Consider the following 16,619-nt stretch of genomic DNA (forward strand, 5'->3'; position numbering starts at 1 on the left):
CAGGTAGGCGAACGGACACAGTTCCGGCATTCGCCACCCCTCGCCACCTTCCAACGAGTGAAAACGACCGACCCGGCCCTGACGGCGGCACCCTCCCGGAGGAACTCAGTCGAGCCCGGCGGCGCGGACGGTGACGTTCAGCCTGCCCCTCAGTCCGAGCCCCGCCGGGCCGCTGCCGGGGCGGGTGCGGGGCACGCCGTGGTAGGCGAGGCGCGAGGGCCCGCCGAAGACGAACGCGTCGCCGCTGCGCAGCTCGACGTCCTGCCACGGGCGCCCGCGGCTCCGCGGGGTGCCGAAGCGGAAGACGCACGTGTCGCCGAGGCTGAAGGAGACCACGGGCGCGGGCGAGCGTTCGTCGCTGTCGCGGTGCATGCCCATCCGGGCGCCGGTGCCGTAGAAGTTGACCAGGGCGATGTCGAACGGGATGGCGGACGGCCCACCCGCGTCGGTGACCGAGGGACCGGCGTCGGCGACGGCCTGCCGCGCCCAGTCACCGAGCCAGGCGGGGAACGGCTTGACCGGCGTACCGTCGCCGTCGACGACGGTGCGGGCGTAACCGTAGGGGTACCAGTGCCACCCCAGGCTGAGCTGCCGGACGGACATCTGGCCGCCGCCCGGCGTCCGCACCGTGCGCAGCCCGGCCGGGGGCAGCGCCCACGCGCGGCAGGCGGCCAGCAGCTCGGCCGGCCGCCCGTCCCGCAGCCAGCCCGGCAGGTGCACGGCGCCCGGCATCACCTCGACCCGCTCACGCGGGAACAGCTCGTCGTTCATCTCCCCATCCTCACCCGGGGGAAGAAGGGCCGGGCCGCCGACCGGGGCATGCCGTAGGGTCGGCCCGGGAACCGGCCCTGCGGTGGCAGCGGCGGGCGCCGGCGGCAGCCGACGGAGGGAGACGGACGTGGCGGGGCAGCAGACGGGTGATTCGGCGCTCGTGGGGATACGGAACTTCCGCGATGTGGGCGGCCTGCCGGCGGCGGGCGGGGCGCGGGTGCGGCACGGGGTGCTCTACCGCAGCGGGCATCTGGCCCACGCGACCGAGGCCGACCGGGCGTTCCTCTCCGGTCTGGGGCTGCGCACCGTCTTCGACTTCAGGAACGCGACCGACCAGGCGCTCGAGGGCCTGGACGTCGAGCTGCCCGGGGTGCGCAATGTGAACCTGCCGCTGAACGACCCGGCCGACGGCGCCGAGTTCTGGGCGCTGGTGCGCGACGGGAGCCTGGAGCGGCTGCGGGCCGAGCTGACCGAGGAGCGGACGGTGCGGCGGATGATCGAGACCTACCGCGAGATGGTGCTGCACCGCAATGCCGAGCACGGCGAGGTGCTTCGGGCCCTGTCCGGCGGCGGCCTGCCCGCGCTGGTGCACTGTTCGGCGGGGAAGGACCGGGCGGGGCTGACCGTGGCCGTGACGCTCCTCGCGGTCGGCGTGGAGCGGGAGACGATCCTGGCGGACTATCTGGAGTCGAACGCGCCGCACCGGCGGTACCGCGTGCGGCGCGGCCGGGAGACGGAGGGCGGCGGCGCGGAGCTGCACCCGGAGGTGGCCCGTCTGCTGGCCCCACTCTTCGACGCCAGGGCGGAGTACATCCTGGCCGCGTTCGACCAGATCGACGCGACGTGGGGCGGCACCGAGCGGTACCTGAGCGAGGGGCTCGGCGTGACCGCGGCGGAGCGCGAAGGGCTGCGCGCCGCGCTGCTGACCGGCTGACCGCCGGCCCCGGCCGGGCCGGGAACGGCCGGCCCCGGCCGGCTCACTTCTGGCGGACCACGACGAAGTCGGCGAGCGCGGTCAGCCGGTTCCTGACCTGCTCCGGCATGTCCACGCGGTGCAGGGCGGCCACGGCCGTGTCGTACTGGCGGCGGGCCTCCGCCTCGGTCCACGCCCGGCCGCCGGCCTCCTCGATCAGATCGGCCCTGACGGCGAACTCGGCCTCGTCGAAGTCGTCGAACTCCTCCTGCGTCTTCTTGGCGTCGGCCGTCAGCAGCGCGGTCAGCCGCTCAGCGGCGGGCCCGCGGGCCGCGAGTGCGGCGACCACGGGCAGCGATTTCTTGCGCTGTCTGAGGTCACTCCACGTCAGCTTGCCCGTGGAGCGCGGGTCCCCCCAGACGCCGAGCAGGTCGTCGACGGCCTGGAAGGCGAGCCCGAGGTGCTGGCCGTACAGCTCCAGGCTGTCGGCGAGGGCGTCGTCCGCGCCGCCGAGTACGGCGCCGATGGAGGCCGCGCACGCGAGCAGCGCGCCGGTCTTGTTGCCCTCCATCTCCAGGCACTCGGCGACGGTGACGCGCTCGCGGTGCTCGAAGGCGATGTCCTGGGCCTGGCCGTCGACGAGCCGGCGGCTGGCGGCGGCCAGCCGCCGCGCGGCGCGCGCGGCGTGGGCGGTGTCCGCGGCGAGGATCACCTCGTTGGCCAGTGCGAAGAGCGCGTCGCCTACGAGGATCGCCTGGGCCGGGCCGTGGACCTTCCACACGGTGTCGCGGTGTCGGCGCTGCTCGTCGCCGTCCATCAGGTCGTCGTGGAGCAGGGAGAAGTTGTGCACCAGTTCGACGGCGACGGCGCCGGGCACGCCCGTTTCCGGCGCCGCACCCGCCGCCTCCGCCGACAGCAGGGCCAGGGCGGGCCTGATGGCCTTGCCGCTGTCGCTCGCGGCCGGGCGGCCGTCGGCGTCGATCCACCCGAAGTGGTAGGCGGCGACGGTGTTCATCGGCGGGGCGAGGCGGCCGACGGTGGCACGCAGGGCGGGCGCGGCCAGCGCCCGGCCGCGTTCCAGCAGTGCCGGGACGCCACCGTCCGGGTGGGCTGGCTGGTTCACGTGCTCTCCTCAGTCATGTCCGTGCGATGTCCGCGCCCGGCCGAGGACCGCCCGGGCCGCGGCGTGGCCGCTGCGCACGGCGCCCTCCATCGTGGCCGGCCACCCGGTGGCGGTCCACGCGCCGGCCAGGTACAGGCCGTCGGCGCGGGTCCGCGGGCCGGGGCGCAGTTGCCCGACGCCGGGGGCGGGCGCGAAGGTGGCCTCTCGTTCGCGGGTCACGAAGAAGTCGCGGACCCCGGCGCCCGCGGCCCGCGGCAGGAGCCGGGCCAGCTCCGGCAGGTAGCGCTTGCGCAGCACGTCCGTCGGCAGCTGGATCTCCTCGCCCGCCGCCGATTGCGACAGTGCCAGGTACTGGCCGCGACGGCCGTCCGGCACGCCGAGCCCGGCGGGGCCGCCGCGGTCGAAGATCCACTGCACGGGGCTGTGCAGCGCGGCGAGGAACGGGCGGCGCAGCACGGGGCGGTCGTAGATCACGTGGACGTTGAGGATCGGTGCGGTGCCGATGCGCCGCAGCCGGCCGGGATCGGCGAGGGCACCGGCGGGCAGCAGCCGGTGGGCGGCATCGTGCGGAACGGCCAGCACGACGGCGTCCGCGGCCAGCTCGCGGCCGGTGCGCGGCTCCTCGCGCGGTGCGGTCACGGTCACGTGCCAGCCGCCGCCGGGCGCGGGGCGCAGGCGGCGGGCGCGGGTGGCGAGCAGGGTGGTGACGCCCGAACGGTCCAGCGCGGCACGGGCGCGGGTGTCGTGCAACTCGCCGAGCGGCACCCGCGGGATGCCGATGTCGGCGGCGCCCGGCTCGGTCAGCAGGCCGGTACGGAAGACCATCGCGGCCAGGGAGAGGGACACGTCGGCCGCGCGGGCGTTCAGCGTGGCGACGCCGATCAGGTCCCACAGGGCCGCGATGGCACGGTCGGTCTGCCCCCTGGCCCGCAGCCAGCTCGCGAAGTCCTGCCCGTCGAGGGCGGGGTCGGCGGGGTCGAGCGCGCGCAGCGCCAGCGTGGCCCGCGCGGCGGCGGCCCGCTCGACCGGCGTCAGGTGCGGGTAACGGGCGAGGCTGGCGGCCAGGTGCAGCGGCACGGGCAGACCGGTGCGCCGGATGCGGCCCATGCGGCCGGTGGCGCCGTCGAGGACGGGGACGTCGAGGCGGCGTTGCAGGGGGGCGAGCGCGGCGGCGTCGATGCGCTGGAGGAAGCCGCGGTAGGCCGTGCAGCAGCGCAGGTACACGTGCTGGCCGTTGTCGACGGTGAGCGTGCCGACGGCCGAGTCGCGGCGGAAGGAGAACGCGAGGCCGCCGAGCCGCGGCCTGGACTCGACGAGGGTGACGGACTGCCCACGGTCGGCCAGGGCAAGCGCGGTGGTGACCCCCGCGAGACCGCCGCCGACGACCACCGTGTGCCCCCGGCGGCGGGGGGTGGTCACAGCCGCTCCCGCCGGGCGGCGCGGCGCGCGTCGAGGCCGGTGAGGCCCCGCGCGGCGACGAGGACCTTGTGGCCGGCGGGCAGGGTGACGCGGTGGCGCAGCACGGCGCGCGGGTCGGCCTCGATGCGGTCGAGGAGGCGGTGGTAGATACCGGCCATGGTGGTGACGCAGGCGCCGGAGCGGCGGTCGAGCATGGGCAGCAGCCGGGAGCCCTCGGCGAACAGCTCGCGGGCCCGGCGGACCTGGAAGCGGATCAGGCCGGTGAAGTCGGATTCGCGGCCGGGGGCGGCCAGCCCGGGCCCCTCGGGGCAGCCGAACTTGCGCAGGTCCTCTGCGGGGAGGTAGACGCGGCCGTTCGCGGCGTCCTCGCGGATGTCGCGGAGGATGTTGGTGACCTGGAGGGCAAGACCGAGGGTGTCGGCGTACTCGGGGGCGCGCTCCGCCTCGCGTGCGCCGGGCAGCACCCCGAAGACGCCCAGGGAGAGACGGCCGATGGTCCCTGCCACGCGGGTGCAGTAGGCGCGCAGGTCGTCCCAGGTCTCGTAGGTGTGCCCGCGGACGTCCATCAGCACGCCGTCGATCAGCTCGTCGAGGGCGCCGAGCGGGATGGGGTAGCGGCGGGCCGCGTCGCCGAGGGCGACGGCGACCGGGTCGGTGTCGTCCTGCTGGACGGCGCCGTCACGGACCCGCTTCAGCAGGGCGCGGGTCGCGGAGAGTCGTTCCTCCTTGGCGGCGGGGTCGAGCCGACCGTCCCCGATGTCGTCGACGCGCCGGGCGAAGGCGTACACGGCGGTGAGGGCCCGGCGCTTCGGCGCGGGCACGAGCCGGGCACCGTAGCTGAAGTTTCTCGCGTGCTGCTCGGCGATGCTGTGGCAGTAGTGGTAGGCGGCAACGACGGGGGGAGGCAGGGGTGAACTTGTGGTCACGGGCTCGAAGCTCACGTTCCTCTTCGCAGTGTCGTGGCCGCCGCGTACAGCAGTCCGCCCTTGGATGCCCGCGGTGGCCCCGCCAGGACGTCGTACCCGGCGTCGGCGATGGCCTGGGCCGCCGCCCTGCCGCCGCCGACGAATCCGGCGAGCAGCAGCCGCAGCCGCCCGGACACGCCGGTCATCATGGGCGCGCCCTCGTCGAGCAGCCTACGTGCCCGGTCGGTCATATGGGCCACCAGGGTCCGGACGGAGGCGTTCGCGGTGGGGGCGGCGAGGTCTGCCTCGGTGACGTGGAAGCGGCGCATGGCCTCCGCAGGCAGGTAGATCCGGTCCCTGGCGAGGTCCTCCGCGACGTCCTGGAGGTGCTCGATCAGCTGGAGCGCGGTGCACACGGCGTCGGAACGGCGGACGCGCTCGGGGGTGGACGTACCGGTGATCCCCAGGACGAGGCGGCCGACGGGGTTGGCCGACAGCTCGCAGTAGCCGAGGAGGTCGGCGTGGGTGGCGTAGCGGCGGACCCGCTGGTCCACGCGGTTGGCCTCGATCAGGGCGAGGAACGGGCCCGGGGTGAGGCCGGCGCGCCGGACGGTGGGGATGAGCTCGCGCAGCAGCGGGTGGCGGGGCGGTGCGCCGCCGTGGGCGCTCGCGAAGACGCGGCGCAGGTCGGCTTCGAGGGCGTCCAGCATCAGGAGCCGGTCGTCGGCCCGGCCGGGGGCGAGTCCGAGGCGGGCCGCGTCGGCGCCGCCCGGCGGGAGGTCGCCGTCGCCGATGTCGTCGACGAGACGGGCGAAACCGTAGACGGCCATGAGGTCGCCGCGCCACGCGCGCGGCAGGAAGCGGGGGGCCACGGGAAAGTTCTCGTGGGCAGCCTTCGCGAGGGTCGCGTCCTCCTCCGCGGTGGCGGTCAGCACGGGCGGCCCGTCATCACCATTGCCGTCATACTTACTCTTCTACCTTATGGTCGGACAATGGCCCGCCCCGGACACGCGTGGCGGGACGGGCAGCGCCCTTACTTGCCGGTCTCCTCCTCGTACGCCTTCAGCACCTGGTCGGTGGGACCGTCCATGATCAGCTCGCCCTTCTCCAGCCACAGGACGCGGTCACAGGTGTCCCTGATCGACTTGTTGTTGTGGCTGACCAGGAACACCGTGCCGGCCTCGGCGCGCAGCTCGCGCACCTTGGCCTCCGAGCGGCGCTGGAACTTCTTGTCGCCGGTGGCCAGGGCCTCGTCGATCATGAGCACGTCGTGCTCCTTGGCGACGGCGATGGAGAACCGCAGCCGGGCCTGCATGCCGGAGGAATAGGTCCGCATCGGCAGGCTGATGAAGTCGCCCTTGTCGTTGATCCCGGAGAAGTCGACGATGTCCTGGTAGCGGTGCTTTATCTCGTCCCGCGTCATGCCCATGGCGAGGCCGCCGAGGATGACGTTGCGCTCGCCGGTGAGATCGTTCATCAGGGCCGCGTTGACACCGAGCAGCGAGGGCTGGCCGTCGGTGTAGACCCGGCCGCGCTCGGGCGGCAGCAGACCGGCGATGGCCCGCAGCAGCGTCGACTTGCCCGAGCCGTTGCTGCCGATGAGGCCGATGGCCTCGCCGCGGTAGGCGACGAAGCTGACGCCGCGCACGGCGTGCACCTCGCGCATCTTGTAGCCGCGCTCGCGGCGGACCATGCGGCGCAGCGCGGCCGTGGCGGTGCCCCGGCCGCCGCCGCCGTGCACGCGGTAGACGATGTGGAGATCATCTGCGATGACGGTGGGGATACGTGCCTCGTCCGCCCCGCCGGCGGGGATGTCCTGTTCAGCCACGGCCGTACCGCTCCTCCGCCTTCCAGAAGTACACGAACCCGCCGACCCCCACGACAAGCGCCCAGCCGAGCGCGTACAGCCAGGTGATCATCGGGACGCTCTCGGCGAACGTCCCGTCCATGAGTGCGTAACGCACCAGGTCCATGTACACGGCGGCCGGATTGGCCGCCAGGATATCCGCCAGCAGGCTCGCGTCCACCCAGCTCGGCCAGTCGTCCTTCTCCTCCACCATGTGGCGCAGCGGGAAGATGACGCCGGATGCGTACATCCACGTCCGCAGGACGAACGGCATCAGCTGGGCCAGGTCGGGTGTCGCGCTGCCGAGCCGGGCGAAGAACAGCGCGAGCCCGGTGTTGAACACGAGTTGCAGAGCGAGCGCCGGGAGTACCAGGAACCACAGCCAGGACGGGTAGTGCCCGAACCCGAGCGCGATGACGAGCACGATCACCATCGAGAACAGCAGTTGCTGAAGCTGCTGGAGGGAAAGCGAGATGGGCAGCGAGGCGCGCGGGAAGTGCAGGGCCCGGACCAGGCCGAGATTGCCCGAGATCGACTTCACGCCGGACATCACGGAGTTCTGCGTGAAGGTGAAGACGAACACCCCGATCACCAGGAACGGGATGTACTCGTCGTTCTCCATACCGCCGCGTCCGCCGAGCAGCAGGCCGAAGATCAGGAAGTACACGAACGCGTTCAGCAGCGGGGTGAGCACCTGCCAGATCTGGCCGAGCTTCGCCTGGCTGTACTGGGCGGCCAATTTCGCCTGGGAGAAGGCGACTATGAATTGCCGGCGCCCCCACAGCTGCCGGACGTAGCCCGGCAGGGAGGGCCGGGCACCACTGACGGACAGGCCGTGACGGGCCGCAAGCTCGGCCAGGGGCACGTCGCGGGGGGGCGCACTGTCGTGCGTGGTCTCACTCACTCGAACTCTCGTCCTCGCAGGGCACAAGCTGGAAGAAGAAGCCGCGCGGCGGCGGCTACTGGATGGTCTCAGACCCGAGCTTGTCAGATGACAGGAGGTCGTCCGAGTCGGGTCAGGCGCCATACCGTACGCCAACGCATCGGCCTGCGGGGACCACACGGCGTCCGCCAGCCCTCGAAGAAGCCACCGAACCACGCCTTCAGGGCGGCGCGCGAGGGCCGCCGGACCAGGGTCAGCAGCGCCCAGTCCAGGAGGTAGACCGGGACCAGCGGCAGCGGCAGATTGCGCCGGGCCAGCCAGACCCGGTTCCGCGCGACCATGCGGTGGTAGACGGCGTGCCTGGAGGGCGCGGTGGCCGGATGGTGCAGCACCAGGTCCGCCCGGTAGTCGATGTGCCAGCCCGCGTCCAGCGCCCGCCAGGCCAGGTCGGTCTCCTCGTGGGCGTAGAAGAAATTGTCCGGCAGGCCGCCGACCTGCTGGAAGACGTGGGTGCGCACGGCGTTGGCGCCGCCGAGGAAGGTGGTGACCCGGGAGGAGCGCATCGGGTCGGAGGCCCGCAGCCGCGGCACGTGACGACGCTGCGTACTGCCGTTCTCCGGGTCGGCGATGCGGAAGCTGACGATGCCGAGCTGGGGATCGGCCTCGAACGCGGAGCGAACCGTTTCGGCCGTAGTTTTGTCCGGAAGCCGACCATCGTCGTCCAGAAACAGTAGTACGTCGACCTCGCTGCCCCCCGGGCCGAACGCCTCGATGCCCACGTTCCGCCCGCCGGGAATGCCGAGATTCTGCGGCAGCTCCAGGGTGCGCACGCCGGGCGGCAGATCGGGCAGCTCGGCACCGTTGCCGACGACCACCACCTCGATGGCCGCGCCGTCCTGCGCGGCCACCGAGTCCAGCAGCGCCCGCAGTTCCTCCGGGCGGTCGCCCATCGTCAGGATGACCGCACCCAGTCTGAGCTGCGCCGTACCCACCACACTCACCTCAGCCTGTTCGACGCCAGTACGGACACCAGGTGCAGCAGAGTCTGCACCAGCGCGACGGCGGCCAGCAGGACCACGCCGAGGCGGGTGAAGAACAGATCGCCCCGGACCAGGTCGAGCACCGCCACCAGCAGGATCAGCAGCGATGCCTCGACGCCGCCGACCAGCCGGTGGAACTTCAGCGCCGCGGCGGCCCTGCGGGCCAGCGCGAGACCGGACGACCGGGGTATGGCCGCGTCGTCCCGTACCGCGGGCAGGCCCCCGCGGGTCCTGGCGACATCGACCAGGTCCGTCTCCGCCTTGATGAGGATGGCGCCGAGCGCGGCGAGCGTGCCGAGGAACGCCCACAGCCAGTTCGGCGCGGCCTCCTCCACGGCGAACACGTCGGCGGCACGCAGGCCGAAGCCGACCAGCAGGGCCGCCTCGGCCAGGTAGTGGCCGACGCGGTCCAGGTAGACGCCGGTGATGGAGGTCTGGCCGCGCCAGCGCGCGACTTCGCCGTCCACGCAGTCGAGCAGGAGGTACAGCTGGATGAGCAGCGCGCCGGTCAGCGCCCCGGCCGGGCCGGGAACGAGCAGCGCCGCTCCGGCGGCGACGCCGGTGAGAACCATCAGGTACGTGAGCTGGTTCGGCGAGATCCGCGTGTTCACCAGGTGCCTGGTCCAGCGCAGCGAGATCTCGCGCATGTACAGGCGCCCGGCCCAGTGCTCACCGCTGCGCCGGTCCTTCACCCCCGTGGGGTGCACGACCGGCCGGAGTTCAGCTACCGATGGTTTTGACATAGTCCGCGTACGCGTCCCTGATCTGGTCGGTGGTCAGGTCGAGATGTTCGAGAATGGTGTAACGGCCGGGCCTGGTCTGCGGGGCGAAGGCCACCGCCGCCACGAACTCGTCGGGGGTGAAGCCGATGTGCTCGGGCAGCACGGGCAGCCCGTGACGCCGCAGCACCTCGGCGATCAGCCCGCACTGATCGGGAGCGCCGCGCAGGTGCATGGCGAACGCGGCGCCGAGGCCCACCTGCTCGCCGTGCAGCGCGGAGCGCCGCGGGTGGAGCAGGTCCAGGGCGTGGGAGATCTCGTGGCAGGCGCCGGAGGAGGGCCGGGTGTGGCCGGCGATCGACATGGCGATGCCGGAGAGGACCAGCGCCTCGGACAGCACGGTGAGGAACGGGTCCTCCCCGCAGCCGCCGGGGTGGCGCAGCACCGCCTCGCCCGCCTGCCTGGCCATGGCCGCGGCGAGACCGTCGATCTGCTCCCCGGTCTCGCGGTGGGACAGCTCCCAGTCGGCGATGGCCGAAATGTTCGACACGGCGTCGCCGATGCCCGACCGCACGTAGCGGACCGGTGCCTCGCGGATCACGTCCAGGTCGATGACCAGCGCGATCGGGGTGGGGACGCCGTAGGAGCCGCGGCCCGCGTCGTTGTCGAGTGTGGACACCGGGGAGCAGATGCCGTCGTGCGAGAGATTGGTGGCGACCGCGACCATCGGCAGTCCGACGCGGGCGGCGGCGTACTTGGCGGCGTCGATGATCTTGCCCCCGCCCAGGCCCACCACGGCGTCGTAGTGGCCCGAGCGCATGGCATCGGCCAGCTGCACGGCGGCGTCGATGGTGCCGCCGCCGACCTCGTACCAGTCGGCGCCCGGCAGGGCCGGGCTCAGCCGCTCGCGCAGGGCCGCGCCGGAGCCGTTGCTGATGGCCACGGCGAGCCGGCCGGAGGAGGAGATCCGCTGGTCGGCCAGGAGCCCCGCCAGATTGTCCAGGGCCCCGGCGGTGATGTCGACCGAGACGGGGGACGGGATGAGGCGGGTCAGTACCGGCACGCGATCTCCCGTCCCCGCGCGAGATCGTCGTGGTTGTCGATCTCGACCCAGCTGATGTCCCCGATGGGGGCGGTGTCGAGGTGGAACCCGCGGTGGACCAGCTCCTGGTAGCCGTCCTCGTAGTAGAGCTGCGGATCACGCTCGAACGTGGTGCGCAGCGCGTCGGCCAGCGCGTCGGCCGCCGCGGGCTCGATGAGGGTGACGCCGATGTACTCGCCGGTGGCCTCGGCGGGCTCCATCAGCTTGGTGATGCGCTGCACGCCCTTCTCGGGGTCGGTGACGACCTTCATCTCCTCGTCGGCCAGCTTCTTCACCGTGTCCAGGGCGAGGATGACGCGGCCGCCGTCCCTGCCACCGGCGGCCTGGGCGGCGAGCAGCGTGCGCTCGACGGAGGGCGGGTGAACGGTGTCGCCGTTGGCGAGGATGACCCCCTCCTTGATGACATCGCGCGCGCACCACAGGGAGTACGCGTTGTTCCACTCCTCGGCCTTGTCGTTCTCGACGAGGGTCAGGCGCACCCCGTGGCGGCGCTCCAGGGTTTCCTTGCGCTCGTACACGGCTTCCTTGCGGTAGCCGACGACGATGGCGGCCTCGGTGAGGCCGACCTCCGCGAAGTTGGCCAGAGTGAGGTCGAGGACCGTTCTGCTGTTCTCGCCGTCCGCCTCGACGACCGGCACCAGCGCCTTGGGCAGGGTGTCGGTGTAGGGGCGAAGACGCCGTCCGGCGCCGGCGGCCAGCACGAGGCCGATCATGCGGGTTCTCCTTCGTCGTGTACGGCCGGTGCCTGGGAGGAGACCCAGAAGCGGATGCTCTCGCCCAGCACCAGGAGCGCCGTGGCCCCGCCAAGGACCGCGAGCGCGGTGGTGAAGCCCTGGCCGTCCGCCCACAGGGCGGCGGCTGCGCAGGCCACCAGGACGCGCCCCTCGTGACCGCCGGTGGCCAGGACCAGCCGGCGGGGGGGCGCCCCGGCGCCGCCCCGGAGGCGGTACACCGTGTCGTAGTGATGGTAGGCGCAAGCCGCCACCACAAAGAAAGCTGCCGGCAACGCTCCGTTTACCCCGGAGTCGGCCGCGAGCACCAGGAAGGTCAGGTATTCGCCGCACCGGAACAGCGGGGGAAGCAGCCAGTCGAACGGTCTGACCGGCTCCGCGGCGACCGCGCGGCCCGCGCACAGCGCGTAGAGCCCGGCCGCGGCGAGGGCCGTCCAGCTGCCCGCGACGCCGGGGAGGAGCAGCAGGCCGAGCAGCAGTGCCGTGCCGGTCATGGCCCACAGCGGGGCGGTGCGGCTGCTGCCCGCGGCCCTGGGACGCAGCCGGGCGACGCCCTCCGCGAGCGGGCCGCTGTCGGCGAGCCCGGTCAGCGCGGCGGCCGTGCCCGGGGCGCCGCCGGGCAGGCGGCGGGAGCGCAGCAGTCGCCCGGCGGTGGTGTAGCAGCCGGCGAGGCCGCCGGCGATCAGCAGCACGGTGAAGGTGATGCGGGGGGTGGTCAGCGCGGTGAGGACGGCGATCAGTGCCCAGCGTTCGCCGATGGGCAGCACGATCATCCGGCGCACCCACACGGTCCAGCCGATGCGGTCGAGCCGGCCGGACAGCGCGGTCGCGCCGCCCGAGGTGCCGCCGGGGGCGGGCGGGTGGGCCTCGTTGAACGCGAAGTCGACGATGTGGCGGCAGGTCTGGAGGATCATCGCGCCGAGCGCCAGGGCCCATACGTCGTCCCCGCCGCGGGCGGCGCCGAGGGCGAGCCCGGCGTAGTAGGCGTACTCCTTGGCCCGGTCGAAGGTGGCGTCCAGCCAGGCCCCCAGCGTGGAGTACTGAAGGGAGTAGCGGGCCAGTTGGCCGTCGGCGCAGTCGAGGACGAACGACGCGAGGAGCAGCAGTCCGGCGGCGACGAACCCGCCGCGGGTGCCGGTGGCCGCGCAGCCGGCCGCGATGAGCGCGGTGATCAGCGAGGCGGTGGTGACCTGGTTGGGCGTGAGGCCGCGGCGGGCGCACCAGCGGGCCAGGTAGCGGGAGTAGGGGCTGATGCAGTGGGTGGTGAAGAAGCCGTCCCTCGACTTCACGGCGGAACGCAGCCGCACCGCCTCCTCGTCGACGGCGGCGACGGCGGCCTCGGCCCGCGCCCGCTCCGCCTCCGAGGCGGGGACGGCGGCGACGAGGGTGCCCAGCTCCGGACGGTGCAGGCGCGTTCCCGCCGCGTCGAGGCCGGTGGCCAGGCGGTCGGCGAGGCAGCCGGCGGCCGGCGGCGCGGCCACGGTGCGGCCGGCGGCCTCCGGCGCGTGCCCCGCTCCCGAGGCGGCGACGGCGGTCAGCGCACCGGCCAACGCACCGCGCTCGCGCGGGAGTACGGTCACGGCGCCCGGCACGGCCGCCGCGTCGAACCTGGGGTCGGTCAGACCGAGGCGCAGGCTGTGCCGGTGGCCGACGAAGCGCGGGTCGACGACCGCGACGCGCTCGGCGGCGGGGACCGCGTCGAGCGCCTGCGTCAACCCGGCCGTGCCGTCCGCCACTCGAACGGAGAAACCCAGCTCACGCAGGTCGTGTTCGACCGGCGACCCGGGTGGGGGCGGACCGGTGAGGATGGCGGTCGACAGCTGACTCACTCCTTGGGGCAGAACCGTCCCTGCGGCTGCACGTCGGCAGAGATTATCCGATGACCACCGCACGGCAAGAATGGCGTTGACATCAGGAAACCCCGAGTTCATGTCCGGCGGCCTCAGCGGCAGTCGATGCGACTCTATGCGATGGATCGGACACGCAACGCAAGGGGCGGGTGCCGCGCAGCGGTTAGGCTGCCGACATGAGCTGGCTGATCACCGGCGGCGCCGGATACATAGGGGCGCACGTCGTCGAGACCATGTGTGCGGCGGGCGAGCGGGTGGTGGTGCTCGACGACCTGTCCTCCGGATCGCCCGCCAGGCTGCCCGCGGACGTGCCGCTGGTGCGCGGCTCGGTGCTCGACCGGAAGCTGCTGGACGCGACGCTGGCCGGGCACGGGGTCACCGGGGTGGTGCACCTGGCCGCGAGGAAGCAGGTGGCCGAGTCGGTGGCCGAGCCGACCGGCTACTGGCGGGCCAACGTGCACGGTCTGACGGTTCTGCTCGAAGCGGTCGCGGCGGCCGGCCTGCGCAGGTTCGTCTTCTCCTCCTCGGCGGCCGTCTACGGCATGCCGGGCGGCGGCCTGGTCACGGAGGAGACGCCGTGCCATCCGCTGAGCCCGTACGGCGAGACGAAGCTGGCCGGTGAGTGGCTGGTGCGGGCGGCGGGCCGGGCGCACGGCATCGCCACGGTCTGCCTGCGCTATTTCAACGTGGCGGGCGCCGCGCGCCCCGAGCTGGCGGACACCGGGGCGGCCAACGTCATCCCGATGTTCTTCCAGCGGCTGGCGCGCGGGCAGGCGCCGGAGATCTTCGGCGACGACTACCCGACGCCGGATGGCAGCTGCGTGCGCGACTACGTGCACGTGGCCGATCTGGCGGAGGCGCACCTGGTGGCCGCCCGCCACCTCTGGGACCGCTCGGCGGCCGGGGGCGAGGACCTCACGGTGAACATCGGCACCGGGCGCGGCGCCTCGGTGAAGGAGCTGGCGGCACTGGTCGGACAGGTCACCGGCCACGGCGGCCCGCCGCGGATCTCGGGGCGCAGGCCGGGCGATCCGGCCCGGGTCGTGGCCTCGGTCGACCTGGCCGCGGAACGGCTGGGCTTCACGGCCGGGCGAGGGCTGGAGGAGATGGTCTCCTCGGCCTGGGCGGGCTGGTGTCATCTGCACCCGCAGATGTAGCTCCTCCACCATCGCCGCACGTCAGGCGGCCAGGCCGCACTCCGGACGAACGCGCAGGTCAGAGCACATGACAACGGTGTTCAGTGCCGCGTTGCCGAAGGGCCAGGACCCGTAGTTCACTGTGGGGTGCCGACGAAAAAAGGGGGCGTGCGATGGGAGCCGGACACCACCACCACGGAGGAGCGCCGCCCGCCGGGCCCGGCACGGCCGGGGCGGCCTACCGGGGGCGCCTGCGGGTGGCCCTGGCCATCGCCTGCGTGCTGCTGGTGGCGGAGCTGGCCGGGGCCGCGGCAACGGGCTCGCTCGCGCTGCTCGCGGATGCCGGTCACGTGGCGACGGACGCCGTGGGCATCGGCATGGCGCTGCTGGCCATCCACGTCGCCAACCGGCCCGCGGGCAGCGACCGGCGCACTTTCGGCTTCGCCCGCGCGGAGATCCTGGCCGCGCTGGCCAACTGCGTGCTCCTGCTGGGCGTCGGCGGCTACATCCTGGTCGAGGCGATCGGCCGGCTGCGCGACCCGGCCGAGGTCCCCGGCGGGCTGACCGTGGTCTTCGGTGTCGTCGGCCTGCTCCTCAACTGCGCCTCGCTCGCGCTGCTGATGCGCGGGCAGCGTGAAAGCCTGAACGTGCGCGGCGCGTTCCTCGAAGTGGCCGCGGATGCCCTGGGCTCGCTCGCGGTGGTGGCGGCGGCTCTGGTGATCGTGTTCACCGGCTGGCAACAGGCCGACCCGGTCGCCTCGTTGCTGATCGCGCTGCTGATCGTGCCGCGCACGGTGAAGCTGGCCAGGGAGGCGCTGGACGTACTGCTCGAGTCCGCGCCGAAGGACGTGCGGGTCGCGGAGGTCAGGGCGCACATACTGGAGTTGCCCGGCGTGGAGGACCTGCACGACCTGCACGTGTGGACGATCACCTCGGGGATGCCCGCGCTGTCCGCGCACGTCGTCGTCGCGCGGGAGACGCTGGACGCGGTGGGGCACGAACGGCTGCTGCACGACCTCCAGGGCTGCCTGGGCGAGCACTTCGACGTGGCGCACTGCACGTTCCAGCTGGAGCCCTCGGGGCACGCGGCGCACGAAGTGGGTCTCTGCCACTGATCCGGTGCGGCACACTGGTCCGAGCCCGCGCATGCGGGGCCACAGGGACGAAGCGCGGGGAAGGTGGACATGCCGCACAGCACCGACGCCACGGCGGAGCCGGTCATGCTGGAACTGGTCGATGAGGACGGCCGGACGGTGGGTACCGCGGAGAAGCTGTCCGCGCACCGGGCTCCCGGGCGGCTGCACCGGGCCTTCTCGGTCTTCCTGTTCGACGCCGAGGGGCGGCTGCTGCTCCAGCGCCGCGCGACGGGGAAGTACCACTCCCCCGGTGTCTGGTCGAACACCTGCTGCGGGCACCCCTACCCGGGGGAGCCGCCGTTCCTGGCCGCCACCCGGCGCACCGTCGAGGAGCTGGGCGCGGCGCCCGAGTCGCTGCGGGTGGCGGGCACCGTCCGTTACAACCACCCCGACCCCGCCTCCGGCCTCGTCGAGCAGGAGTACAACCACCTGTTCGCCGGGGTGGTGAGCATGCCGCTGCGGCCCGATCCCGAGGAGATCGCGGACACCGCGTTCGTCACCCCGGGCGAGCTGGCGCGGCTGCGGTCCGAGGGGGCCTTCTCGGCGTGGTTCCCCACCGTGCTCGACGCGGCGCGCCCGGCCCTGCGCGACCTGACGGGCGCCGCGGCCGGCTGGTGAGGGCACGGGTCAGACCAGGTCGAGCGGCAGCGTCGCCCAGATGATCTTGCCGCCGGCGGCCGTCGGTTCCACACCGCAGTCCCCGCCCGCGTCGAGGGCGGTGACCTTCACCAGCAGCAGGCCGCGCCCCGAGGTGTGCTGCTCCTCCGGGAGCGCTTCGAGGGCGCGCGGCCGGTAGGGGTGCCCGTCCTCGACGGAGAGCCGCAGCCAGTGGGCGTCGAGCGCGACCTCGACTCCGATGTCCCGGGTGAGCAGCGCGGCGTGTCTGACCGCGTTGGTCACCAGCTCGGACAGCACGAGCAGCACCGCTTGGAGGCGGTCGCCGGACAGCGGGGCCCGCCGTCCGCGGACGAGGTCGCGCACCGTGTGGCGTATCCGGGGCACGGACACCTCCACGGGGGCGACGGTGAATCGCCAGACTCCGGCG

The 16,619-nt window shown here is 73.3% G+C and carries 17 protein-coding genes; 4 read left to right on the forward strand and 13 right to left on the reverse strand.

The window, feature by feature from the left end; genetic code table 11:
* Positions 1-105: 105 nt before the first annotated feature.
* Positions 106-771: an alpha-ketoglutarate-dependent dioxygenase AlkB family protein gene (locus RM779_RS18075; RefSeq protein WP_311618749.1), complete on the reverse strand. Its 666-nt coding sequence runs from the start codon at positions 769-771 to the stop codon at positions 106-108.
* Positions 772-898: 127 nt separating this feature from the next.
* On the opposite strand from RM779_RS18075, the gene RM779_RS18080 reads away from it, so the two are divergent.
* On the forward strand, positions 899-1,705 hold the full coding sequence (locus RM779_RS18080; protein ID WP_311618750.1) for a tyrosine-protein phosphatase: 807 nt from the start codon (positions 899-901) through the stop codon (positions 1,703-1,705).
* Positions 1,706-1,748: 43 nt separating this feature from the next.
* Here the strand turns inward: RM779_RS18080 and RM779_RS18085 are convergent, their stop codons facing one another.
* The 11 genes from RM779_RS18085 to RM779_RS18135 form a co-directional block, all read right to left on the reverse strand.
* Positions 1,749-2,807, reverse strand: coding sequence for a polyprenyl synthetase family protein (locus tag RM779_RS18085; protein WP_311618751.1), 1,059 nt, complete (start codon positions 2,805-2,807; stop codon positions 1,749-1,751).
* A 9-nt stretch (positions 2,808-2,816) separates the two neighbouring features.
* Complete coding sequence (gene hpnE / locus RM779_RS18090; RefSeq protein ID WP_311618752.1) at positions 2,817-4,226, reverse strand: hydroxysqualene dehydroxylase HpnE; 1,410 nt, start codon at positions 4,224-4,226, stop codon at positions 2,817-2,819.
* Positions 4,223-5,152 carry a presqualene diphosphate synthase HpnD gene (hpnD, locus tag RM779_RS18095; RefSeq protein WP_311618753.1) on the reverse strand — a complete coding sequence of 310 codons (930 nt, stop codon included), beginning with the start codon at positions 5,150-5,152 and terminating at the stop codon, positions 4,223-4,225. Before hpnD ends, hpnE begins: the two co-directional genes overlap by 4 nt.
* An 11-nt stretch (positions 5,153-5,163) precedes the next feature.
* Positions 5,164-6,063, reverse strand: a complete 900-nt coding sequence (gene hpnC / locus RM779_RS18100; protein WP_311618823.1) for a squalene synthase HpnC — start codon at positions 6,061-6,063, stop codon at positions 5,164-5,166.
* Between the two features lie 101 nt (positions 6,064-6,164).
* Positions 6,165-6,959: an ABC transporter ATP-binding protein gene (locus tag RM779_RS18105; RefSeq protein ID WP_077057833.1), complete on the reverse strand. Its 795-nt coding sequence runs from the start codon at positions 6,957-6,959 to the stop codon at positions 6,165-6,167.
* Positions 6,952-7,881, reverse strand: coding sequence for an ABC transporter permease (locus RM779_RS18110; RefSeq protein WP_311618754.1), 930 nt, complete (start codon positions 7,879-7,881; stop codon positions 6,952-6,954). The genes RM779_RS18105 and RM779_RS18110 overlap by 8 nt, the downstream gene beginning before the upstream one ends.
* Before the next feature lie 83 nt (positions 7,882-7,964).
* The gene (locus RM779_RS18115) at positions 7,965-8,810 is read right to left on the reverse strand and encodes a glycosyltransferase family 2 protein (protein ID WP_311618824.1); all 846 of its coding nucleotides are present in this window, start codon (positions 8,808-8,810) and stop codon (positions 7,965-7,967) included.
* Positions 8,811-8,857: 47 nt separating this feature from the next.
* Positions 8,858-9,643 (reverse strand): CDP-alcohol phosphatidyltransferase family protein, encoded by a 786-nt coding sequence (locus tag RM779_RS18120; protein ID WP_311618755.1) that lies wholly within the window; start codon positions 9,641-9,643, stop codon positions 8,858-8,860.
* On the reverse strand, positions 9,621-10,682 hold the full coding sequence (locus tag RM779_RS18125) for an iron-containing alcohol dehydrogenase family protein (protein ID WP_311618756.1): 1,062 nt from the start codon (positions 10,680-10,682) through the stop codon (positions 9,621-9,623). Before RM779_RS18125 ends, RM779_RS18120 begins: the two co-directional genes overlap by 23 nt.
* Complete coding sequence (locus RM779_RS18130; protein ID WP_311618757.1) at positions 10,670-11,434, reverse strand: phosphocholine cytidylyltransferase family protein; 765 nt, start codon at positions 11,432-11,434, stop codon at positions 10,670-10,672. The genes RM779_RS18125 and RM779_RS18130 overlap by 13 nt, the downstream gene beginning before the upstream one ends.
* Positions 11,431-13,272, reverse strand: coding sequence for a DUF5941 domain-containing protein (locus RM779_RS18135; RefSeq protein WP_311618825.1), 1,842 nt, complete (start codon positions 13,270-13,272; stop codon positions 11,431-11,433). The genes RM779_RS18130 and RM779_RS18135 overlap by 4 nt, the downstream gene beginning before the upstream one ends.
* Positions 13,273-13,478: 206 nt before the next feature.
* Between RM779_RS18135 and galE the strand changes: the two genes are divergently transcribed.
* From galE to idi, 3 genes are all read left to right on the forward strand, one after another.
* Entirely contained in the window at positions 13,479-14,459 is a 981-nt protein-coding gene (gene galE, locus RM779_RS18140; protein ID WP_311618758.1) for a UDP-glucose 4-epimerase GalE, read from the forward strand.
* Positions 14,460-14,611: 152 nt separating this feature from the next.
* On the forward strand, positions 14,612-15,553 hold the full coding sequence (locus tag RM779_RS18145; protein ID WP_311618759.1) for a cation diffusion facilitator family transporter: 942 nt from the start codon (positions 14,612-14,614) through the stop codon (positions 15,551-15,553).
* 69 nt (positions 15,554-15,622) lie between these two features.
* Positions 15,623-16,192: an isopentenyl-diphosphate Delta-isomerase gene (gene idi / locus RM779_RS18150; RefSeq protein ID WP_311618760.1), complete on the forward strand. Its 570-nt coding sequence runs from the start codon at positions 15,623-15,625 to the stop codon at positions 16,190-16,192.
* 9 nt (positions 16,193-16,201) lie between these two features.
* On the opposite strand, the gene RM779_RS18155 is transcribed toward idi, so the two are convergent.
* Positions 16,202-16,576, reverse strand: coding sequence for an ATP-binding protein (locus tag RM779_RS18155; RefSeq protein ID WP_311618761.1), 375 nt, complete (start codon positions 16,574-16,576; stop codon positions 16,202-16,204).
* Positions 16,577-16,619 lie beyond the last annotated feature (43 nt).

This window comes from Streptomyces johnsoniae (assembly GCF_031845565.1).
Taxonomy (GTDB): domain Bacteria; phylum Actinomycetota; class Actinomycetes; order Streptomycetales; family Streptomycetaceae; genus Streptomyces; species Streptomyces johnsoniae.